Genomic DNA, 21,146 nt, shown 5'->3' with positions numbered 1-21,146 from the left:
AGTCGGATCAGTCGGACCAGTCGGCCGTGATGAGCTCGGGCAGAGGCTCGAACTCCTTGATCGCCTCCAGTGAGGGCCCCATGGCGGCGTTGGCCTCGCGCTCGACCATCACCTCCACCAGCACCGGCAGCCGCTCCCGTGCGGCCTCCTCCGACGCCCAGGACAGCGCGTCGCGGATGTCGCCTGGCAGCTCCACCCGGCGCGCCGGGCAGCCGAACGCCTCCATGGCCTTGACATGGTCGATACCGCCCTCCCCGTAGTGCAGGTCCACGGCGTAGTTCATGCCGTACGGCAGCTCGGACTGCCTGATGAGGCCCAGGTACTCGTTGTTGATCATGACGATGACGAACGGGATCCGGTACTGGGCGGCCACCGCGACCTCCTCCATGAGGAACTGGAAGGAGTAGTCGCCGGCCACCGCCACGACCTGGCGTTCCGGATGGGCGCACTTGACGCCCATGGCGGCGGGCACCTCCCAGCCCAGCGGCCCGGCCTGCCCGCACACCAGGTAACGGCGCGGCAGGTACGTCGTCTGGAACTGCCCCGACCAGATCTGGTAGAGCCCGATGGCGGTGACGAACGTGGTGTCTTTGGGGAAGAACTCGTTGATCTCCTTGAACACCCTGGGCGGCTTGATCGGCACGTCGTCGAAGTCCTCACGGCGTGTCATCGTCCGGCGCAGGTCGGCGACCTGGCGTACCCACTTGCCCGGTTTGCGCGCCTCGCCGCGGCTGCGCGCCTCGTCCAGCAGCTCGGCCAGCACCGGCCTGGCGTGTCCGACGATCCCCAGGTCGGGCTCGAAGACCCGGCCGATCTGCATGGGCTCGATGTCCACGTGCACGAACTTGCGGCCCCTGCGGTAGACGTCGAGGTCGCCGGTGTGCCGGTCGCCGAAGCGCGCGCCCACGGCCAGGACCAGGTCGCTCTCCAGGAACGCGGCGTTGCCCCACCGCGTCTGCGTCTGGATTCCTGCCATCCCGGCGAACAGCGGGTGGTCCTCGGGGAAGGCGCCCTTGCCCATGAGGGTCACCTGCACGGGCACCTGGAGATACTCGGCCAGCGCGCGCAGCTCATCGCAGGCGTCGGCGACGAGCACGCCGCCGCCGGCCAGGATGATCGGGTGCCGCGCCTCGGCCAGCAGGTCCACGGCCTTGCCCACGGCCCGGGGCAGCGGGCGCGGCGTCTCGACGGGCAGCGGCGCGTCCACGTCGGGGTCGTACAGGCAGGTGCCGCGCTGCACGTCGATCGGCAGGTCGATGAGCACAGGCCCTGGTCGCCCCGACCGCGCGATCCTGAACGCCTCCCTGAACACCCACGGCGCCTGGGCGGGCTCCTTGAGCTGCACCGCCCACTTGGTCACCGGCCGCGCGATCTCCACGATGTCGACCGCCTGGAACGCCTCCTGGTGCAGTTTGGAGGTGGCCGCCTGGCCGGTGACGCAGATCATCGGGACGGAGTCGGCGAGCGCGGTGTAGAGGCCGGTGATCATGTTCGTGCCGGCCGGGCCCGACGTGCCGATGCAGACCCCGACGTTGCCGGTCACCCTGGACCAGCCGTCGGCCGCGTGGGTGCCGCCCTCCTCGTGGCGCACCGTGATGTGCCTGATCGAGCTGTGCTGGAGCGCGGCGTAGAGCGGCAGGATGGCCGCGCCCGGAATGCCGAAGACGGTGTCCACGCCCTCCGACTCCAGCACCGCCACCACGGCTTCCATACAGGGGATGCGGTTCATGCATTGAGCCTTTCGATCACCTTGAGCAGGGCTGAGTGGTCGAGTGAGCCGTGGCCCTGCGCCCTGGCCGCGGCCACGAGCTGGGCGACCTGGCCGGTGAGCGGGAGGCTGACGCCGGCCTCGCGGGCCGCGGCGACGGCGATGCCCATGTCCTTGTGGTGCAGGTCGATGCGGAAGCCAGGGGCGAACTCGCGCTTGACCATGGTGTGCCGCTTGAGCTCCAGGATCCTGGAGCCGGCCAGACCGCCCGCGAGCACGTCGAGGCCGGCCACCGGGTCGACCCCGGACGCCTCCAGCAGCACGATGGCCTCCGCCACCAGGCCGTAGATGCCGCCGACGACGAGCTGGTTGGCCGCCTTCACGGTCTGTCCCGCGCCGGCCGGGCCGACGTGCACCATGGTCGTGCCGAGGCTCTCCAGGATGGGCCTGGCCGCCTCTACGTCCTCGGCGGCCCCGCCGACCATGATGGACAGGGTTCCGTCGACCGCGCCGCGCTCGCCGCCGCTGACCGGGGCGTCCAGCGCCCGCACTCCGGCCGCCGCCGCCTGTTCTGCCACCCGGCGGGAGGTCTCCGGCTTGATGGTGCTCATGTCGATGTAGAGCAGGTTCGGCTTGCCGTACTCGATGACGAGCGGGGCGACCTCCTCGACCTGCGGCGAGTCCGGCAGCATGGTGATCACCACGTCAGCGCCGCCGACGGCCTCGACCACGCTCGACGCGCCCTTGCCGCCCAGGCCGGCGAGTTGCTCGACCCGCTCGGCGCTCACGTCATACCCGGTCACGACATGTCCGGCTTTGAGGAGATTGGCGGCCATCGGGCTGCCCATGATCCCCAAGCCCACGAACCCGATGTTCATGCCAGCCTCCAGTCGAACGCGCCCTGCCCCTCGTGCCGGTACTCCAGACCGACGTGCCCCCGGTAACCCGCGGCCTCCAGCCGCGTGAAAATCTCCGCGTACGGCATCCGCCCGCTTCCCGGCCGGCCCCTGCCGGGGTCGTCGGCGATCTGCACGTGCCCGAACCGCGAGGAGTGCTCGTCGATGAGCGCGAGCACGTCCTCCCCCATCCGGTTCAGGTGGTAGAGGTCGGCCAGGAAGGCCACGTTCTCCCTGTCCACCTCGTCGATCAGCTCGAACGCCGCCTGCGACGACGTGATCGGATATTTGGGGTTCTCGTGGGAGTTGAGGGCTTCGACGACCACGGTCGCGCCGATGCCTGCCGCCGCGTCCGCCGCCCTGCGCAGGTTCGCCACGGCCAGGTCCCTGTCGGTGCCGGGGTCGTTGCCGTACAGCGCGTTGAGCACCCCGCAGCCGAGCTCGCCGGCCAGCCGGACCGCCGCGTCGATGTTGGCCTGGAACCGCGCGGAGCCGTCCGGCCTCGCCAGCAGGCCGCGCTCACCGGCCGCCATGTCGCCGGCGTCGAAGTTGAGCCCCGCGAGGCGCACCCCGGCATCCTCGACGGCCTGCCGCAGCGCGGCGAGCTCCGCGCTCTCAGGTTCCGGGGAGCCGAACGGCCACCACAGCTCAACGGCGTCGAACCCGGCCTTGGCCGCCGCGGCCGGCCGCTCAAGCAGCGGCAGCTCGGTGAACAGAATGGACAGGTTGACATCAAATCTCACGTTGTTCATGGCCTCACTCCGTTCGGCGGGCTCGGTCGCCCGAATGCCGCCGCCTTCCCCCGCTCTGGTCGCTCCGCTCCCGCCGCTCCTCCAGGCGACGGCACTCCCTCACGACACCGCCTTGGTGAGCTCGGAGCGCATCAGGCGGGCGGTCTCCGTCGGGGTGCGGCCGACGCGGACGCCGGCGGCCTCCAGGGCTTCCTTCTTGGCCTGGGCGGTGCCGGACGAGCCGGAGACGATCGCGCCCGCGTGGCCCATGGTCTTGCCCTCGGGGGCGGTGAAGCCGGCCACGTACGCGACCACCGGCTTGGTGACGTGCGCGGCGATGTAGGCGGCGGCCCGTTCCTCGGCGTCGCCACCGATCTCACCGATCATCACGATGGCGTCGGTGCCGGGGTCGTCCTGGAACGCCTGGAGGCAGTCGATGTGCGAGGTCCCGACGACGGGGTCGCCGCCGATGCCGACGGCGGTGGAGAAGCCGAGGTCGCGCAGCTCGTACATGAGCTGGTACGTCAGCGTCCCCGACTTCGACACCAGCCCGATGCGCCCGGCCGAGGTGATGTCGGCGGGGATGATCCCGGCCGACGACTGCCCGGGGCTGATCAGTCCGGGGCAGTTGGGCCCGATGATCCGGGTACGCCCGTTCGCCAGGGCACGGAACCGGACCGCGTCGTGCACGGGGACGCCCTCGGTGATGACCACGCACAGCGGCACCCGCGCCGCCACGGCCTCCTCCACGGCGGAGCCGGTGAACTTGGGCGGTACGAATATCACCGAGACGTCCGCCCCGGTCTCCGCCACCGCCTCGGCGACGGACCCGAACACGGGCACCGTGCGCTCGCCGAAGTCGGCCGAGCGGCCGCCCTTGCCCGGCGTCACCCCGGCCACGATGTCGGTGCCCGCCGCGAGCATGCGGGCCGTGTGCCTGGTGCCCTCCGAGCCGGTCATGCCCTGCACGAGGACCCGGCTGTCCTTGGTCAGAAAGATGGCCATTCATGCACCTGCCGCGAGTCTGGCCGCCGTCTCGGCGGCGCCGTCCATGGTGGAGACCTGCCGGACCGCCGGGTGCCTGGCGTCGCTGAGGATGCGCCGGCCCACCTCGGCGTTGTTGCCGTCCAGCCGTACGACGATGGGGCGGCCCTGGCCGCGCTCGCCGAGGAGTTCGAGTGCGGTGACGATGCCGTTGGCCACCGCGTCGCAGGCGGTGATGCCGCCGAAGACGTTGACCAGCACCGAGCGCACGTCGGGGTCGGCCAGGATGATCTCCAGGCCGTCGGCCATGACCTGCGCGGACGCGCCGCCGCCGATGTCCAGGAAGTTCGCGGGGGCGGCGCCGGCGCCGGCGACCACGTCGAGCGTGCTCATGACCAGCCCCGCGCCGTTGCCGATGACGCCGACGGTGCCGTTCAGCTTGACATAGTTCAGTCCCTTGGCCTTGGCCCGGTCCTCCAAGCCGTCCGAACTCTCCCCGTACGCCCACGCGTGCCGGAAAGCGGCGTTGTCGTCGAGCGTGACCTTGCCGTCAAGGGCCACGATGCGCTGGTCGGTGGTGCAGATCAGCGGGTTGACCTCGACGAGCAACGCGTCCTCCGCGACCAGCACCCCCCACAGCTTCTCCAGCACCTCGGCGGCCTGCTCGGGCAGCCCCGCCTTGGCCGCGAGCAGCCGCGCGGTGTCGGCGTCCACGCCCGTCACGGGGTCGATCGGCAGTCTCACCAGGGCGTCCGGGTCGGTGGCGGCCAACTCCTCGATCTCCATGCCGCCCCGGCCTGACACCATCGCCAGGAAAGCGCCGTCGGCCCGGTCGACGAGGAAGGCCGCGTAGTACTCCTCGAAGGGCACGGTCGCGGCCTCCACCAGCACGCGGCGCGCGACATGTCCCTTGATGTCCATCCCGAGGACGCGGCCCGCCTCCTGCTCGGCGGTGACCGGGCCCGCGGCCGGCTTGATGCCGCCCGCCTTGCCTCGTCCACCGGTTTTCACTTGGGCCTTGATGACAACGGGCGCGTTCAGCTCAGCCGCAATCTCACGTGCCTGGGCTGCGGTGGCAGCGACTCTGCCTGCGGGAACGGGGATCCCGTGACGCCCGAAGAGCTCCTTCGCCTGGTACTCGTACAGGTCCATTCGAGCCTCCTTTGTCTACGGTATACCGTATGGAGTATCCTCCGTCTAGGGTCTCGACAGCGGCCGGTTCTCTGGATATTCCATACAGTATGGAGAATGCAATCAGAGACTGGCGCGGCCGCTCGTACCTCCCCGGGCCCGTCCCCGCCGACCGCACCCGGATGTTCCGGCTGGCCTGGGCGGCGATGGCGGCCATCAGCCCGCTCCAGTACGCGTACGCGGCGCTCCTCGCCAAGGAGGCCGCCGGTCTGGCGCTCCTCGCGATCTGCATAGCCGGGCAGGCCGCCGCCGCCCTGCCCGCACTCCACCTGGTACGCCGCCGTCGCCTCGGCGTACGCGCCTGCCTGGCCGCCGGCGCCGCCCTGAGCGGGCTCGGCCTGGCCACGGCCGCGCTCACCACCCCCGGAGCGCTCGCCCTCATCGGGTACGCCCTGCTCGGCGGCCTCGGCGCCGGCCTGGTCTACGGCGTGTGCAGCGAGGTCGTCTCCTCCTGGCACCCCGAGCGCCCCGCCGCCCGGGTCGGCCTGATCACCGGCGCCTTCGGTTACGGCGCGGTGCCCCTGCTGGTATGGGCCGGGCTCGCCCCGGGCGCCACGTCCGCCGCCTTCCTGGTCGCCGCGGCGGTGGCGGTGGCCGTCATCGCGGCCGCCGCGAGGAGCCTGCGACTGCCTCCGCCCCTGTGGTGGCCCGCGGACGTCGACCCCCGCTCGCATGCGCTCGACGCGGCCCGCCTGCGCACGACGCCCGAGGCGGCCAAGCAGTTCAGGCCGGCCCAGGCGCTCCGCACGCGTACGCTGCCCGCGCTCGCCCTGATCCTGACCTGCGCCGGGGCCGTGTCGGTCTTCGACGTGATCGTGGTCGCCGGCACGGGATCGTGGGCCGCGCTGGCCGTCATGGTGGCGCTCAACGGCGCCAGCCGGTCGGTGGCCATGCGCTGGTCGGAGGTGTACGGCCGCAAACGGGTGCTGGCCGCCGTCCTGACCGCCCTGGCGACCGGGCAACTGCTCCTCGCCACCGCGCTCCAGGACGCCGCCGCGGTCAGCACCCCGCTGCTGTGGCTCGGGGCCATCGCCGCCGGGCTGGGCGGCGGAGCGTTCTACCCGCTGCTGGCCAGCGTCGTACGCGAGTTCTTCGGCGCGGAGCGGGCGGGCGAGATCCACGCGGTCGTCTACAGCGCCAAGGCCGTGGCCGGTGTCGTCGCGGTCGCCCTGGCGCTGCTCGCCCTGAGCACCCCCGCGGCGGCCCTGCTGACCGCCGCCGCGCTCGCCGCGCTGCCGGCCCTGGCGACGCCCCGCCTGCGCATTCCTGGCCTGCCGGCCACCATTCCCTTGTGATGAGTTTCACGACCGTCAGACAACCCCCCTGACGGTATGCTGTAGGCAGTCGACGAAAAACAGTTAAAGGCGCTCTGGAGACGAGAATATGTTGCTGTCGGATCAGGCCGGTCAGGCGGCGGCCGCCAAGATTCCCCGCCCTGCGACGCTCAGAGAGAGCGTCATCGAGGCTATCCAGGAGCTCATCGTCTCCGGGCAGCTCAAGCCCGGCCAGCACCTCGTGGAGAGCGAGTTGGCCGAGATGCTCGGTGTGTCCAGGCAACCGGTCCGCGAGGCGCTGCAGCAGCTCAGCGGTGAGGGCTGGGTGGATCTTCACCCGGGTCAGGGCGCGTTCGTGCACGTCCCGACAGTGGAGGAGGCCGACCAACTGCTCGCCGTCCGCGCGCTGCTGGAGACCGAGTCCGCCAGGCTCGCAGCGCAGCACGCGGGCAAGGACGGCGTGAAGCGGCTGCGCGCCCTGTGCGCGCAGGGCATCGCGGCCGTCCGGTCGGATGACGTCGACACCGCCGTGGCGACCAACTCCGCGCTGCACGCGCTGGTCACCGCGCTTTCCGGCAACAGGGTGCTGGCCGAGCTGGCCTCCCAGGTGGCCAGGCGGGTGCGGTGGTATCACACGCCGGTCGCCCGCCAGCGTGGCATGGCGTCATGGGACGAGCACACGGCGCTGATCGACGCGATCGAGGCGGGCGACGAACGCCGCGCCGCGAAGATCATGCGCGAGCACACCGAGCACACCCGCGCCTCCTACATGGAGCAACGCGGGAAGGAGCCCGAGGAGCCGGCCCCCAAGCCGGTGCGCCGCCGGCGTCCGCGCACGGCCCACACGGGCTGACCCACCGTTCCGACACGGGCCGACCCAGCGTTCCGACACGGGCTGACCCAGCGTTCCGACACGGGCTGACCCAGCGTTCCGACACGGGCTGATCCGCCGTCACGGAGCGGGTGTCCCCTGCTCACAAGCAGGTTGATCCGCCGTTACCGAACGGGTTGATCTGCCGTTCACAGAAGACCGCATGCTCCGAAACACCTCGGGTAGAGGATGGAGCTCATAAGGAGGTGCATGACCATGAAGGCGTTCATCCGCTTTCTCCTTGGTGATCCCGCCGGCCAGTCAGCCGACGGCCGGATGATCGGCCTGGGCCTGAGCACAGCGCTCAAGAAGTACTATTCCGCCGACGAGGCGGAGCACTACATGAACCGATGGGCCGCCGAGCACGATGTGACGGAGAGCCCCCGGCACTGAGAGCAGCCCTGGTGGGCACGCGGCGCTGAGCCGCGGCAGGGGCGCCGGCTTCCCGCCCCCGCACGCGGCCCGATCAGCGCTCCGCGGGTTCTGGCTCCACCACCTTCGCCTTCTCATCGCGAGCCGACTTCATGAGGCTCAGCACCGTGGTGACGGCGAGGGTCCCCACGATGACGCCGAGAGACACCATGATCGGGATCTCCGGCGCCCACGAAACACCGTCGTGGTGCAGAGCTTCGAGGATCAGCTTCACGCCGATGAAGGCCAGCACCACCGACAGTCCCTTGCTCAGGTAGACGAGCCGGTCGAGCAGTCCGCCGATGAGGAAGAACAACTGCCGCAGCCCCATGAGGGCGAAGGCGTTGACGGTGAAGACCAGGTAGGGCTCCTTCGTCAGGCCGAAGACGGCGGGGATGGAGTCGAGGGCGAACAGCAGGTCGGTGGTCCCGATGGCGACCATCACGATCAGCATCGGGGTGACCATCCTGCGGCCGTGGTGCACGGTGAGCCGGGCGCCGTGATAGGTGTCCGTCGTCGGCAGTACCCGGCGTACCGTGCGGAGGGCGATGTTCTCGGAGAACTCCGCCTCGTCGTCCTCGTGCCCGATCAGCTTCCACGCGGTGTAGACCAGGAAGGCGCCGAACACGTAGAAGAGCCAGTCGAACCTGGAGATCGCCTCCGCGCCGGCGGCGATGAACAGGCCACGCATGACCAGCGCCAGGACGATGCCGACGAGCAGCACCTTCTGGCGATATTCCCTGGGCACCCGGAACCGGCTCATGATCAGGAGGAACACGAAGAGGTTGTCCACACTGAGTGAGTACTCGGTGATCCACCCGGCGAAGAACTCCCCGCCGTGCGCGGGTCCCGACCAAGCCAGCAGGCCGATCCCGAAGGCCACGGCCAGGCCCACGTAGAACAACACCCAGCCGACGCACTCCTTGAGCGACGGCTCGCGCGGGTTGCGCGCGACGAGGTAGAAGTCCACCGCGAGGACCACGGCGAAGCCACCGATCGTGGCGAGCCAGACCCAGACGGGCAGGTTCATCGGCGGCCCCCCTTCCGCCCCTGCAACGCCTGCGCGTGCCCGATGTAGAGTCCGAGCAGTTCCTTGGCACGCGGGTTGCCACCCGCGATGCGCATCAGCCAGTGTGGCATGAGCCGCTCGTGCAGCCAGATGAAGCCGATGGCGAAGCCGAGGCTCACCATCGCCTGGTAGACGAGGAACCACAGGACACCGTCCGCCATGCCCACTCCGGCCACGCCCTCCTGCGTCAGCCGGGACAGCGGGAAGGCCGCCATCCAGTAGAGGCCGGCCGGCCCGAACGTCCCCGGCCGGAACACGCCCCGGCCGAGGAGAACGCCGTACAGGCCGCCGAAGAAGCAGAGCGGCAGGGTGAGTGCCAGCGCCGACAGCAGCGCCACACCGGTGGGCGCCCCAACGAACAGGGTCAGCCCACCGGCCATGGCTCCGGCGACGGCTCCGATGGTCGCCCCTGGCAGGGCGAGCTCGATGCTGTGCCGTGTGACCATCAGCCCACGACCACGCCGAAGGCGAACAGACTGTAGAGCAGCATGCCCAGGTAGAACACCGCGCCGAAGCCGATGATCACGTTGGTCCACCACTTGGGCCTGATCGGTTTGGGCAACATGCGGTTGTTCACCAGGAGCAAGGTCACGCAGTACGCCCCCATCGCGAGCGTCGACAGGAACGCCAGCGTGTCCAGGATCCCGCTGGGTCCGTCGGCCGGGCCGAACAGCAGGATCAGGATGCCGAAGATGATCACGCCCCAGAGGAACATCGCGTACAGATGCGACATGCGCATCTTCTTCGCCCCTGGGATGAAGTTGTACGTCATGTCCGCCTGGCCCCTGGAGAACGAGTCGAACAGCCCCAGGGTCGCGTTCAGGCCGATCAGCGCGATGAACCCGAGGAATATGCCCCCGAGCACCGAACCGCCCGCCGAGGCGACGGCGTTGGACATGGCCGTGAGCGCCGCCTCCTGCTGGTCGGCCCGGAGGAGCTCGCGCACGCCCGGGTCGAGCCGTACCGCCGACTGCGCGATCACCGTGAAGGAGATCGTGACCAGCATGGTGACGCCCCAGAACAGCAGCAGGGCGTCGAACGTGACCCAGCGGCGCCAGCCCTTCCACTTGGCCAGTTCGGCCGGGTCGTCGGTGTCGAACATGAACCCGCGCGCGGGCATGGCCTCCTGCTCGCCCGCGTGCCGCAGCCCGCGGACCTTGGGCATGTGCGCGCCCATGCCGGCGCCGGAGTCACGCAGGTGCAGCGTGTACCACATCTGCTGCATACCCGACGGTCCCGCGAACGCGCACGCGCCGACGATCACCGGGAACCAGGCGGCCGACATGGCCTCGGACGGCAGGTAGCCGATGGCGAACATGCCCGTGATCGTGTCGACCACGTCGCCCCAGGAGCCCACCATGGCGGCGACCACCGCCGTGCCGAGCACGAGTGTGCCGATCAGCAACGACAACAGGTTCTCGAGCAGGTTGTAGATCACCTTGGCCAGGCTGAAGACCACCCCGACCAGGATGAGCCCCGCGATCGCGGTTATCATCCAGGGGATGCCGGTCACCTGTTCGAACGCCGCGGCTCCCGTGGACAGGTGTCCTGGCCAGATGTAGACGGCGATGGCCACGATGAAGAAGAACCACATCAGCGGCTTGAACACCCGGGCCGCGCCGGAGAAGATGCTCTCCCCCGTGGCCATGGCGTAGCGCGCCATCTCCAGCATCACCACGGCCTGCAGGGTGACGCCTACCAGGAACAGCCATCTGATCTCGGGCCCGAACAGCAGCACCAGTCTGGGCCACATGTACGACTCGCCGATGCCCACGCCCAGCGCGACGAGGAAGACCGTCGGCCCGAGAATGTGCACCGAGGGAGGCGCGTCGGGGAGCTTCCTGATGGGCATCGGCTCGAGCCGGCCCGCTTTCCATACTCGTCCATCCTCGGCCGGCGGCGCGGCCGTCGCCGGTGGTGTGTTAGATGTGTCCACCTACGGACCTCCTGGGGGGTTGTTGCCTTCCTCATGCGCTGCCCCGAATAGCCCCCTCGCCTGTGCTGATGCGCCTGGCTCTAGCGCAACAGCCCGGCCGCTCTGGCCCAGCGATACTTGGCGCCAAGGACCGCCACGGGCTTTTCAGTCGTGTACGGGTACGCGACCACGCCATGCTCGAACAGGTACTCGCTGGCCTCCTCAACTTCGGTGTCGCCGGCCAGTGACGCCACGACCGGCTTGATGTTGCCCTTCGCCCGCTCCTCCGCCACCACTCGGGCGATGAGCTCGGCGAAGACCATCGGCGGCGTCACGATCGTGTGCCAGTAGCCGAGGACGAGCGCGTGGATGCGATCGTCGTTCAGGCCGAGGCGGACCGTGTTCTCGTAGGTCGAGGGGGGTTCGCCGCCGGTGATGTCGATGGGGTTGCCCGCCGCGCCGAAGGGCGGGATGTAGGCGCGGAAGGCCGTGTCCAGGTCGGGCGGGATGTCCATGAGCGTCAGCCCGGCGTCCACGATGGCGTCGGACAGCAGCACGCCCGAGCCGCCCGCCCCGGTGATGATGACGACGTTCTCGCCCTTGGGGGCGGGCAGGATCGGCAGCGCGCGGGCGTACTCCAGCATGTCGTTGAGTCCCGGCGCGCGCACCACCCCGGCCTGGCGCAGGATGTCGTCGTACACCTTGTCGTCGCCGGCCAGCGCCCCGGTGTGGGATCCGGCCGCCCGCGCGCCCATCGCGGTGCGCCCGGCCTTGAGCACGATGACCGGCTTCTCCTTGACCACCCGGCGGGCCGCCTCGACGAAGCCGCGCCCGTCCTTGAGGTCCTCCAGGTGCATGGCCACGGCCTTGGTGTTGTCGTCCTGCTCGAAGAACGTCAGCAGGTCGTCCTCGTCCACGTCGGCCTTGTTGCCGACGCCGACGATGGCCGAGACGCCCATCTTGGTGGTACGGCTGAAGCCCAGGATGGCCATGCCGATGCCGCCGCTCTGCGAGGTCAGCGCCACACTGCCCTTGACGTCGTACGGGGTGCAGAACGTCGCGCAGAGGTTCTCCGGCGTGTAGTAGTAGCCGTAGATGTTCGGCCCGAGCATCCGCACGCCGTGCCGCTTGGCGATCTCGACGATCTCCCGCTGGCCCTCGACGTTCCCGGTCTCCGCGAACCCGGACGGGATCATGATCGCGCCCGCGACGCCCTTCGTCCCCGCCTCCTCCAGCGCCGACGCCACGAACTTCGCCGGGATCGCGAACACGGCCACGTCCACGTCACCGGGAACGTCCCCGATGCTCTTGTACGCGGGCAGCCCCAGGATCTCGTCGGCCTTGGGGTTGATCGGGAGGATCTGCCCCTGGTAGCCGCCGTTGATGAGGTTGCGCATGACCGAGTTGCCGATCTTGCCGGTCTCCGCGGAGGCGCCGATCACGGCGACCGAGCGCGGCTTGAAGATCCGCGTCATCTGCCCCAGGATCTCCTCGCGCGACAGCCGGGCGACCTCCGCGGGCTTCTCGCCGATGAGGATCCTGACGTCCGCGGCCACCGCGCCGTTCGCGTCGGCGAAGACGGGGTTGAGGTCGATCTCGACGATCTCGGGGAAGTCGGAGACCAGCCTGCCGACGCGCTCGATCAGCCCCGCGAGCGCCTCCCGGTCAGCGGGTTCGGCGCCACGGGCACCACGCAGCACTTCGGCTGCTTTGATGTCGTCCAGCATGCCAAGGGCATCATTACCCGAAACCGGGGCCAACCGGAAGGTGACGTCCTTGAGCACTTCGACCAGGACACCGCCCAGGCCGAACGCGATGACCTTGCCGAACGTCGGGTCGGTGACCGCGCCGACGATGACCTCGTGGCCGCCGCCGACGAGCTGCTGCACCTGGACGCCGTCGATCTTGGCGTCGGGGTTGTAGGCGCGGGCGTTGGCCAGGATCTTGTCGTGGCCCTCGCGTACCTCCTCGACGGTCTTGAGCCCCACCAGGACCCCGCCGGCGTCGGTCTTGTGCAGGATGTCGGGGGAGACGATCTTCAGCACGACCGGCAGGCCGATCTCCTCGGCCAGCCGCGCCGCCTCGTCGGCCGACGTCGCCAGTCCTTCGCCGGGGGTGGCGATGCCGTACGCCTGGCACAGCTTGCGCCCCTCCGGAGCGGTCAGCGCCGTGCGGCCTTCGGCCAGCGCTTTGTCGATGACTTCCCGCACCACTTAAATGACTCCGTTCGACTTGAGTTCGGCGAGTTCGTCGGCGCTGACGCCGAGCTGGCCGTAGATCTCCTGGTTGTGCTCGCCGAGCAGGGGCGGGGTGAGGACGTCCACCGGTGAGTCCGACAGCTGCAACGGGCTGCCGACGGTCACGAACTCGCCGCGCTCGGGGTGGTCCACCTTGACGACGATGCCCTCGTCGCGCAGGCTCTCGTCGTCGACCAGCTCCTTGGTGGACAGGATCGGCCCGCAGGGGATGTTCTCGGCGTTGAGCCGGTCGAGGACCGTCCACTTGTCGTGCCGGATCGTCCACTCCTCGATGAGCTGGAACATCTTGTCCAGCTTGGACAGCCGCGCCTCCGGCGTCGCCCACTCGGGGTCCTCGGCCAGCTCCGGCCGGCCGATGATGGACGAGATCGGCTTCCAGCCCGGCGGCTGGACGATGACGTAGATGTAGTCGTTCGGCCCGCCGGGGGCGCAGCGCACCGCCCAGCCAGGCTGGCCGCCGCCGCTGGCGTTGCCGGAGCGGGGCACCTCGTCGGTGAACGACTTGTTCGGGTATTCACGCAGCGGCCCGTGCGCCAGGCGCTGCTGGTCGCGCAGCTTGACGCGGCACAGGTTCAGCACGGCGTGCTGCATGGCCACCTGTACGCGCTGTCCGCGCTGGGTCTGCTGGCGCTGGTAGAGGGCGGCCAGGATGCCGGCGACCGCGTGGATGCCGGTGCCCGAGTCGCCGATCTGGGCGCCGGTGGCCAGCGGCGGGCCGTCCTCGAAGCCCGTGGTGCTCATCGAGCCGCCCATGGCCTGGGCGATCACCTCGTACGCCTTGAACTTGGCGTACTTGCCGGTGCCGAAGCCCTTGATGGAGGCGTAGATGAGACGGGGGTTGAGCTCCTGGAGGCGTTCCCAGGTGAAGCCCATGCGGTCGACCGCGCCCGGCCCGAAGTTCTCCACCAGGACGTCCGAGCTCTTCACCAGCTCGGTGAAGATCTCCTTGCCGCGCTCGCTCTTCATGTTGAGCGTGATGCTGCGCTTGTTGCAGTTGAGCATCGTGAAATAGAGGCTGTCGACATCCGGCACGTCGCGGAGCTGTTGCCGGGTGATGTCGCCGTGCGGAGCCTCCAGCTTGACCACGTCCGCGCCGAGCCAGGCGAGCAGCTGGGTGGCGGACGGGCCGGACTGGACATGGGTCATGTCGAGGACGCGGACACCTTCGAGAGCCTTCATGTCGCTGATTCCCTCACTTGTACATGGTCTGGTTCATCGTTCCTGGGGCGTAGACCTCTGGATCGACCCAAACGTTGATCAGCGAGGGCTTGCCCGACTGCCTGGCCCGCTCCAGCGCGGGGCGGATCTCGGCCGGGTCGCGGACCTCCTCGCCGTAGCCGCCGAGGAGCTTGGCGAAGTCGCCGTAGCGGATGTCGCCGAGGGTGTTGCCGACGCGGCCGCGCTCCTCCCCGTACTTGGCGGCCTGGCCGTACCTGATCTGGTTCATGGAGGAGTTGTTGCCGACGACTCCGATGAATGGCAGGTCGAAGCGGACCATCGTCTCGAAGTCCCAGCCGGTCAGGCTGAAGGCGCCGTCGCCGAACAGGCACAGCACCTCCTTGTCGCGCCGCGCCTGCTTGGCCGCCATGGCGAAGGCCATGCCCACGCCGAGCGTGCCGAGCGGTCCCGGGTCCATCCAGTGGCCGGGCGACTTGGGCTGCACGACCTGGCCGGAGAAGGTGACGATGTCGCCGCCGTCGCCGATGTAGATCGTGTCCTCGGTGAGGAACTCGTTGATCTCGTGGACGAGGCGGTAGGGGTCGATGGGCTGGGCGTCGGAGAACTGGCGGGGCAGGCGCTTCTCGTACGCCTGGGTCTCGACCGCGCGCAGCTCGTCCAGCCACGACTTGCGCTTGGCCGCGGCGTCCCCGATGCGGCCGCTGGCCGCCTGGGCCGCCGCCGAGAGGATGAGGCCGGCGTCGCCCACGATGCCGAGGTCGATGTCCCTGTTCTTCCCGACGGTGCGGTAGTCGAGGTCGATCTGGACCACGGTGGCGGTCGGCGACAGGCGCTTGCCGTAGCCCATCCGGAAGTCGAACGGGGTGCCGACGATGATGATCAGGTCGGCCTCGGTGAAGGCGTACCTGCGGCTGAGCTGGAAGTGGTGCGGGTCTCCCGGCGGGAGCGTGCCGCGCCCCGAGCCGTTCATGTACGCGGGCACGTTGAGCGCCCTGACGAAGTCGATCGCGGCGTCGGTCGCCCGGCACGTCCAGACCTGACTCCCGAGCAGGATGGCCGGCTTCTCGGCGTGCGCCAGCAGGTCCGCGAGCCGCTCGATCGCCTCGGGGTCGCCGGCCTGCCTGGTGGAGGCCCGGTAGCGGCCCGCCTCGGGGATGCGCGCCTTCTCCAGCGGCACCTTCGCGTCGAGCACGTCACGTGGGATCTCCAGGAACGACGGTCCAGGCGCACCGTGGTAGCACTCCCTGAAGGCCATCGACACGATGTCGGCCACCCGCTCCGTGCTCGGCACCGTGGCGGCGAACTTGGTGATCGGGGTCATCATGTCCACGTGCGGCAGGTCCTGCAGTGAGCCCATCTTGTGCTGGCTCAGCGCGCCCTGCCCGCCGATGAGCAACATGGGGCTCTCCGCGCGGAAGGCGTTGGCCACGCCCGTCACCGCGTCGGTCGTGCCTGGCCCGGCCGTGACCACCGCGCACCCGGGCTTGCCGGTGATGCGGGCGTATCCGTCCGCGGCGTGCGCGGCCACCTGCTCGTGGCGTACGTCGATGACCTCGATGCCCTCATCGACGCAGCCGTCGTAGATATCGATGATGTGGCCGCCACAGAGCGTGTAGATCACTTCTACGCCCTCGGCTTTGAGTGCCTTGGCTACGAGATGACCGCCAGAGATCGTTTCCGACATCATGCCACCCTTTCCCGGCGACTGTCTTCCGCATACTGCATACCGTATGAACGCAATGGTTACTCCCTCTTGAACTGCCTGTCTAGCCCCCAGGGGGCAACTCGATCAGCTCGATATGATCACCGGCCCACCCCGGAGGGACCACGGCGAGGGCATCTGCCAGCGCCGCTCCCCACAAGGATCCTGGCCGGTCATGGCCCACGGGAACGGCGCCACGGGCGGATCTCCGCACGGGCACCAGGCGGGTGTTGTGAGGATGCGTACGCACCTCTCCGGCGAGCGCGCTGGTCTCCTTGCGCGCCGGCGTCCCTGCCGACGCCCGGACGATGGGGACGAGGAGGGTGAGCGCCGCCGCGAGCGCCGCGAACGGATTTCCCGGCAATCCCACCACCAGTCGCCCGTCGGGTAGCCGGGCGAGCAACTGCGGGTGCCCCGGCCGCACGGCCACCCCGTCGACCAGCACGTCCGCGCCGAGCCCTTCGAGCACCTTCCGCAGGTGGTCGGCGGGCCCCTTGGAGGACGCGCCGCAGACGACGAGCACGTCGCCGGGCGCCGCACGGGCCGGCACTACCGGCGTTCCACCGGCGAACGCTACACTCGCCGGCGTTCCACCGGTGGGCTCACCGGTGAGCGGGGCCTCGCCGGGCGCGCCGAGGGCGGCGAAGAGCGGCTCGGGCCCGTCGGGGAGCCGGAGCGTGCCCGTGACGCGGCCGCCGGCCCACTCGACCAGTCCGGGCAGGAACGGCCCGATGGCGTCCCGCACCCGCCCGGGCTCGGGCAGCCCCCGGTGAACGACCTCGTCGCCGGTGACCAGCACCGTGACGCGCGGCCTGGGACGTACCAGGAGTTCGTCGTGCCCGAGGCCGGCGGCGAGCCCGAGCGCCACCGGGGTCACCACCGCGCCCGCCTCCAGGACGACGGCGCCCTCGGCGACGTCCTCGCCCCGGCGCCTGATGTGCCGGCCCGCTTCGACGACGCCGTCCACCCACACAGGTTCGGCCTGGCCACGCGCCCGTGGCACCGGCGCGGTGGCCGCGACGGCCTGCTCGTAGGGCAGCACCGCCTCCGCGCCCACGGGCGTCGGAGCGCCGGTGGCGATCTCCACCGCCTCGCCGGGCCGCAGTTCGGCCCCGAAGGGCGCGCCTCCGGCCAGCACCTGCCCGGCCACGCGCCACGGCCCGGGACCGGCCACCGCGTAGCCGTCCATCGCCGACACGTCCACTCCCGGCACCGCCACCAGAGCCCGCAGAGGCTCGGCCAGCCGGCAGCCGAGGGCTTCGGAGAACGGCGCCAGAACGGGCTCCAACGGGCGGTTCGCCCCAGCCGCGAGGGCCCGCGCCGAGGCCCATGACATTGCTTCCACCACTGGTTCATGCCGCACAACGGTCACAGGCATGCTCCTTGACCCGACTTTTTCCATACTGTATACCGAATGCACGATGGGCTGCGTACAGCAGCCCATCGCAAGTTACGGGCCTGTACTCGCGACGGGCTGCGTACAGCAGCCTGTCGCGAGTCACGGGCCCGTACTTACAATCCCGACGCGAGGACGGAGCGCAGCATGAAGGTCGCTGTTCTTGGCGCCGGCGCCATCGGCGCATACGTAGGGGCCGCCCTCCACAGGGCCGGAGTCGAGGTGCACCTCATCGCGAGAGGTGAGCACCTGCAGGCGATACGCAGCACCGGTGTGCGCGTACTCACCCCTCGAGGCGATTTCACCGCCTACCCCCATGCCACCGACGACCCCACCGACGTCGGCCCAGTGGACCACGTGTTCCTGGGCCTCAAAGCGAACAGCTACTCCTCCGCCGGCCCCATGATCCAGCCGTTGCTGCACGAGACCACGAGCATCATCGCCGCACAGAACGGCATCCCGTGGTGGTACTTCCACGGGCTCAAGGGCCCGTACGAGGGCTACCGCATCGAGAGCGTCGACCCGGGCGGCGCGGTGACGGCCGCGCTACCGCTGCGCCGGGCGATCGGCTGCGTCGTGTACGCCGCCACCGAGATCGAGAGCCCCGGCGTGATCCGCCACCTGGAGGGCACCCGCTTCTCCATCGGCGAGCCGGACGGCGAGCTCACCGAGCGGTGCGCCGCCTTCAGCCAGGCCGCGATCGAGGGTGGCCTGAAGTGTCCGGTCGAGCCGGACGTCCGCCGCGACGTCTGGATCAAACTCATGGGAAACATAGCCTTCAACCCCATCAGCGCGCTCGCCAGGGCGACGATGGCCGGGATCTGCCGCCACGACGGTGCGCGGGAGCTCGTCATGGCCATGATGCGGGAGACGGTCGAGGTGGCCAGACGGGTCGGCTGCGATCCTGGCATCTCGATCGAGCGCCGGCTGAGGGGCGCGGAGAAGGCCGGCGAACACAAGACCTCCACGCTCCAGGACCTCGAAAAGGGCAAGCCTCTGGAGCTGGACGTGCTGCTGGCGGCGGTGGTCGAATTGGCCGACCTGACCGGCGCCGAGGTCCCGACGCTGCGTGCGATCCACGCGGTGAGCGACCTGCTCAACGAGAACCTTGTCCGTGCGGTCTAGCTGGGCATACCGTAGATTGTATACAGAATGGAGGGATCATGAGCTATGACCGCCTGACCCATCCACTGGTACGCGAGAACGGCGTACTGCGTAAGGCGACATGGGAAGAGGCGCTGGAGCGCGCTGCGGAGGGCTTCCGCCGCAACGTCGAAAGGCACGGGCCCGACAGCTTCGCGATGCTGTCGTGTGCCCGCTCCACCAACGAGATGAACTACATCGGGCAGAAGTTCACCCGAGTGGTCATAGGCACCAACAACGTCGACTCCTGCAACCGCACCTGCCACGCACCGAGCGTGGCGGGGCTGTCGGCGGCGTTCGGCAGCGGTGGCGGCACCTCCTCCTACCAGGAGGTTGAGGACACCGATGTCATAGTGATGTGGGGCTCGGCGGCCCGCAACGCCCACCCCATCTTCTTCCAGCACGTGCTCAAGGGCATCCACAAGGGCGCCAGGATGTTCGCGGTGGACCCGCGCCGCACCGGCACCGCCCAGTGGGCCGACCTGTGGCTCGGACTCAACGTCGGCACCGACATCCCGCTCGCCCACGCGGTGGCGCGCGAGATCATCCACGCGGGGCTGTACAACCAGGCGTTCATCGAGCGCGCCACGGTCGGGTTCGAGGAGTTCAAGGAGTCGGTCGAGCCGTGGACGCTCACGGTCGCCGAGGAGGTCACCGGCGTGCCGGCGTCCGCCATCCGCGAACTCGCCCACACCTACGCCCGCGCCGACAGGGCCCAGCTGTGCTGGACGCTGGGCATCACCGAGCACCACAACGCGACGGACAACGTACGCGCCCTTATCAACCTGGCCCTGCTTACCGGCCACGTCGGCCGGTACGGCTCCGGCCTGTCCCCGCTGCGCGGCCAGAACAACGTGCAGGGCGGCGGCGACATGGGCGCCATCCCCAACCGGCTGCCGGGCTTCCAGGACATCCTCGACCCGGCGATCAGGCAGCGGTTCGAGGGCGCCTGGGGCAAGGAGATCCAGCCCCAGTACGGGCTCAACCTCACCGAGATGCTGGAGGCGATGGCCGAGGGCGAGGTGACCACCTGCTATCTGATCGGTGAGAACCCCGTGCAGTCCGAGGCCGACTCGCTCGCCTGCATCAAGCGCCTGTCCATGCTCGACCACCTGGTCGTGCAGGACATCTTCCTCACCAAGACCGCCCAGATGGCCGACGTGGTGCTGCCGGCCAGCGCCGCCTGGTGCGAGGCCGACGGCACGTTCACCAACAGCGAGCGCCGCGTCCAGCGGGTGCGCAAGGCCCTGGACCCACCTGGCGAGGCGCGCGACGACATCTGGATCATGTGCGAGCTGGCCCGCAGACTGGGCCACGACTGGCACTACGACGGCGCGGAAGAGGTCTGGGACGAGCTGCGCGCCGTCTCCCCGCAGCACAAGGGCATGAGCTACCAGCGGCTGGCCGAGCTGCAGGGCATCCAGTGGCCGTGCCCGTCGGATGACTCGCTCGAACCGCCCTACCTGCACGGCAGGCTGTGGGAGACCGACCCGGTCAAGCGGGGCGTGCCTGCGCCGTTCGCGGTGCTGCGGCACTCGCCGCCGGTGGACCTGCTGGACGAGGAGTATCCGCTGCGGCTCACCACCGGGCGGCGGCTGGACTCGTACAACACGGGCGTGCAGTCGTCCGGGTTCGCCTCACCGCTGCGCCGCGGGGAGACCATCGAGCTGTGCCCCGAGGACGCCGACCGGCTCGGCGTGGTCGCGGGCGAGGAGGTGCGGATCAGCTCCAGGCGCGGCTCGGTGACCGCGCCCGTCTACATCGATCCGGCCCTGCGGCCCGGGCTGGTGTTCATGACCTTCCACTTCCCCGACGAGGTCGACACCAATGCCCTGACCATCGAGGCCACCGATCCCATCTCGGGCACCGCCGAGTTCAAGGCCGCTGCCGTACGCGTCGAGAAACTCGTCAAGGCCAGGTGAACCAATGGATTTGAGATTCCGTGGCGCGGAGCCGTCCGAGGAAGAGCGCGCGGCGGTCGACGCCCTGCTCGGGCCGCCCGCCACCGCGTGGGACGGTGGTTCGCGGACGGCGGCCGACCTGCGCAGCGCCGCCCGCGCAGAATCCCAGCGCGACCTGCTGCTGCCCGCGCTGCACGCGGTCAACGACCGGGTCGGGTGGATCAGTGAGGGGGCGCTGGAGTACATCTGCCGCCGTCTGACGATCCCCCCGGCCGAGGCGTACGGGGTGGCGACGTTCTACTCGTTGTTCTCCATGGAACCGCGGCCCAAGCGGGTGCTGCACGTCTGCACCGACCTCGCCTGCCAGGCGAAGGGCGCCCAGGACGTACGCGACCAGGTGGCCGAGCGGCTCGGACCGCCGGGATCGTCCTGGCACGAGAGCCCCTGCCTGGGCCTGTGCGAGCGGGCCCCCGCGGCGCTCGCCCTGGAGGCGGGCCAACCCCCCAAAGCCCAGGTG

18 protein-coding genes are annotated in these 21,146 nt (G+C 69.9%); 6 read left to right on the top strand and 12 right to left on the bottom strand.

What is annotated here, in order from left to right; all coding sequences use genetic code 11:
- Nucleotides 1-7: 7 nt before the first annotated feature.
- The 5 genes from gcl to sucC all read right to left on the bottom strand — a co-directional run bounded on the left by gcl (nucleotide 8) and on the right by sucC (nucleotide 5,471).
- Nucleotides 8-1,729 (bottom strand): glyoxylate carboligase, encoded by a 1,722-nt coding sequence (gene gcl / locus ITP53_RS36570; protein WP_195900040.1) that lies wholly within the window; start codon nucleotides 1,727-1,729, stop codon nucleotides 8-10.
- Entirely contained in the window at nucleotides 1,726-2,586 is an 861-nt protein-coding gene (locus ITP53_RS36565; protein ID WP_195900039.1) for a 2-hydroxy-3-oxopropionate reductase, read from the bottom strand. Before ITP53_RS36565 ends, gcl begins: the two co-directional genes overlap by 4 nt.
- Nucleotides 2,583-3,356 (bottom strand): hydroxypyruvate isomerase family protein, encoded by a 774-nt coding sequence (locus tag ITP53_RS36560; protein WP_195900038.1) that lies wholly within the window; start codon nucleotides 3,354-3,356, stop codon nucleotides 2,583-2,585. Before ITP53_RS36560 ends, ITP53_RS36565 begins: the two co-directional genes overlap by 4 nt.
- A 99-nt stretch (nucleotides 3,357-3,455) precedes the next feature.
- Nucleotides 3,456-4,340, bottom strand: a complete 885-nt coding sequence (gene sucD / locus ITP53_RS36555) for a succinate--CoA ligase subunit alpha (protein WP_195900037.1) — start codon at nucleotides 4,338-4,340, stop codon at nucleotides 3,456-3,458.
- A complete protein-coding gene (gene sucC / locus ITP53_RS36550; protein ID WP_195900036.1) occupies nucleotides 4,341-5,471 on the bottom strand; it encodes an ADP-forming succinate--CoA ligase subunit beta in 1,131 nt (376 codons plus the stop codon).
- Nucleotides 5,472-5,560: 89 nt separating this feature from the next.
- Between sucC and ITP53_RS36545 the strand changes: the two genes are divergently transcribed.
- The 3 genes from ITP53_RS36545 to ITP53_RS36535 all read left to right on the top strand — a co-directional run bounded on the left by ITP53_RS36545 (nucleotide 5,561) and on the right by ITP53_RS36535 (nucleotide 8,048).
- Complete coding sequence (locus ITP53_RS36545) at nucleotides 5,561-6,805, top strand: MFS transporter (protein WP_195900035.1); 1,245 nt, start codon at nucleotides 5,561-5,563, stop codon at nucleotides 6,803-6,805.
- Nucleotides 6,806-6,893: 88 nt separating this feature from the next.
- Complete coding sequence (locus ITP53_RS36540) at nucleotides 6,894-7,637, top strand: GntR family transcriptional regulator (RefSeq protein ID WP_195900034.1); 744 nt, start codon at nucleotides 6,894-6,896, stop codon at nucleotides 7,635-7,637.
- Between the two features lie 228 nt (nucleotides 7,638-7,865).
- A complete protein-coding gene (locus tag ITP53_RS36535; protein ID WP_195900033.1) occupies nucleotides 7,866-8,048 on the top strand; it encodes a hypothetical protein in 183 nt (60 codons plus the stop codon).
- A 73-nt stretch (nucleotides 8,049-8,121) separates the two neighbouring features.
- On the opposite strand, the gene ITP53_RS36530 is transcribed toward ITP53_RS36535, so the two are convergent.
- The 7 genes from ITP53_RS36530 to ITP53_RS36500 all read right to left on the bottom strand — a co-directional run bounded on the left by ITP53_RS36530 (nucleotide 8,122) and on the right by ITP53_RS36500 (nucleotide 17,525).
- Nucleotides 8,122-9,096, bottom strand: a complete 975-nt coding sequence (locus tag ITP53_RS36530) for a TerC family protein (RefSeq protein WP_195900032.1) — start codon at nucleotides 9,094-9,096, stop codon at nucleotides 8,122-8,124.
- A complete protein-coding gene (locus ITP53_RS36525; protein WP_195900031.1) occupies nucleotides 9,093-9,581 on the bottom strand; it encodes a hypothetical protein in 489 nt (162 codons plus the stop codon). The genes ITP53_RS36530 and ITP53_RS36525 overlap by 4 nt, the downstream gene beginning before the upstream one ends.
- Entirely contained in the window at nucleotides 9,581-11,071 is a 1,491-nt protein-coding gene (locus ITP53_RS36520; protein WP_328816922.1) for an Nramp family divalent metal transporter, read from the bottom strand. Before ITP53_RS36520 ends, ITP53_RS36525 begins: the two co-directional genes overlap by 1 nt.
- An 80-nt stretch (nucleotides 11,072-11,151) precedes the next feature.
- The gene (locus ITP53_RS36515) at nucleotides 11,152-13,260 is read right to left on the bottom strand and encodes an acetate--CoA ligase family protein (protein WP_328816920.1); all 2,109 of its coding nucleotides are present in this window, start codon (nucleotides 13,258-13,260) and stop codon (nucleotides 11,152-11,154) included.
- 3 nt (nucleotides 13,261-13,263) lie between these two features.
- Nucleotides 13,264-14,487 carry a formyl-CoA transferase gene (gene frc, locus ITP53_RS36510; protein WP_195900029.1) on the bottom strand — a complete coding sequence of 408 codons (1,224 nt, stop codon included), beginning with the start codon at nucleotides 14,485-14,487 and terminating at the stop codon, nucleotides 13,264-13,266.
- Nucleotides 14,488-14,500: 13 nt separating this feature from the next.
- Entirely contained in the window at nucleotides 14,501-16,171 is a 1,671-nt protein-coding gene (locus ITP53_RS36505; protein ID WP_407941371.1) for a thiamine pyrophosphate-binding protein, read from the bottom strand.
- Between the two features lie 82 nt (nucleotides 16,172-16,253).
- Nucleotides 16,254-17,525 (bottom strand): molybdopterin molybdotransferase MoeA, encoded by a 1,272-nt coding sequence (locus tag ITP53_RS36500; protein WP_236051536.1) that lies wholly within the window; start codon nucleotides 17,523-17,525, stop codon nucleotides 16,254-16,256.
- A 207-nt stretch (nucleotides 17,526-17,732) separates the two neighbouring features.
- Between ITP53_RS36500 and ITP53_RS36495 the strand changes: the two genes are divergently transcribed.
- The 3 genes from ITP53_RS36495 to ITP53_RS36485 all read left to right on the top strand — a co-directional run.
- Nucleotides 17,733-18,710 (top strand): 2-dehydropantoate 2-reductase, encoded by a 978-nt coding sequence (locus ITP53_RS36495; RefSeq protein WP_195900026.1) that lies wholly within the window; start codon nucleotides 17,733-17,735, stop codon nucleotides 18,708-18,710.
- 38 nt (nucleotides 18,711-18,748) lie between these two features.
- Entirely contained in the window at nucleotides 18,749-20,650 is a 1,902-nt protein-coding gene (gene fdhF / locus ITP53_RS36490) for a formate dehydrogenase subunit alpha (protein ID WP_195900025.1), read from the top strand.
- A 4-nt stretch (nucleotides 20,651-20,654) separates the two neighbouring features.
- Nucleotides 20,655-21,146: NADH-quinone oxidoreductase subunit NuoE family protein (locus ITP53_RS36485; protein ID WP_195900024.1), on the top strand; the 492-nt coding region annotated here is incomplete at its 3' end.

This window comes from Nonomuraea cypriaca, assembly GCF_015645445.1.
Classification (GTDB): domain Bacteria; phylum Actinomycetota; class Actinomycetes; order Streptosporangiales; family Streptosporangiaceae; genus Nonomuraea; species Nonomuraea cypriaca.
This window is presented reverse-complemented; position numbering and strand designations above follow the sequence as displayed.

What these genes read in the sequence shown, in the direction of transcription:
- gcl (WP_195900040.1), bottom strand. Translation starts at nt 1,729, where the DNA reads ATGAACCGCATCCCCTGTATGGAAGCCGTGGTGGCGGTGCTGGAGTCG.
- ITP53_RS36565 (WP_195900039.1), bottom strand. Translation starts at nt 2,586, where the DNA reads ATGAACATCGGGTTCGTGGGCTTGGGGATCATGGGCAGCCCGATGGCC.
- ITP53_RS36560 (WP_195900038.1), bottom strand. Translation starts at nt 3,356, where the DNA reads ATGAACAACGTGAGATTTGATGTCAACCTGTCCATTCTGTTCACCGAG.
- sucD (WP_195900037.1), bottom strand. Translation starts at nt 4,340, where the DNA reads ATGGCCATCTTTCTGACCAAGGACAGCCGGGTCCTCGTGCAGGGCATG.
- sucC (WP_195900036.1), bottom strand. Translation starts at nt 5,471, where the DNA reads ATGGACCTGTACGAGTACCAGGCGAAGGAGCTCTTCGGGCGTCACGGG.
- ITP53_RS36545 (WP_195900035.1), top strand. Translation starts at nt 5,561, where the DNA reads ATGGAGAATGCAATCAGAGACTGGCGCGGCCGCTCGTACCTCCCCGGG.
- ITP53_RS36540 (WP_195900034.1), top strand. Translation starts at nt 6,894, where the DNA reads ATGTTGCTGTCGGATCAGGCCGGTCAGGCGGCGGCCGCCAAGATTCCC.
- ITP53_RS36535 (WP_195900033.1), top strand. Translation starts at nt 7,866, where the DNA reads ATGACCATGAAGGCGTTCATCCGCTTTCTCCTTGGTGATCCCGCCGGC.
- ITP53_RS36530 (WP_195900032.1), bottom strand. Translation starts at nt 9,096, where the DNA reads ATGAACCTGCCCGTCTGGGTCTGGCTCGCCACGATCGGTGGCTTCGCC.
- ITP53_RS36525 (WP_195900031.1), bottom strand. Translation starts at nt 9,581, where the DNA reads ATGGTCACACGGCACAGCATCGAGCTCGCCCTGCCAGGGGCGACCATC.
- frc (WP_195900029.1), bottom strand. Translation starts at nt 14,487, where the DNA reads ATGAAGGCTCTCGAAGGTGTCCGCGTCCTCGACATGACCCATGTCCAG.
- ITP53_RS36505 (WP_407941371.1), bottom strand. Translation starts at nt 16,171, where the DNA reads ATGTCGGAAACGATCTCTGGCGGTCATCTCGTAGCCAAGGCACTCAAA.
- ITP53_RS36500 (WP_236051536.1), bottom strand. Translation starts at nt 17,525, where the DNA reads ATGTCATGGGCCTCGGCGCGGGCCCTCGCGGCTGGGGCGAACCGCCCG.
- ITP53_RS36495 (WP_195900026.1), top strand. Translation starts at nt 17,733, where the DNA reads ATGAAGGTCGCTGTTCTTGGCGCCGGCGCCATCGGCGCATACGTAGGG.
- fdhF (WP_195900025.1), top strand. Translation starts at nt 18,749, where the DNA reads ATGAGCTATGACCGCCTGACCCATCCACTGGTACGCGAGAACGGCGTA.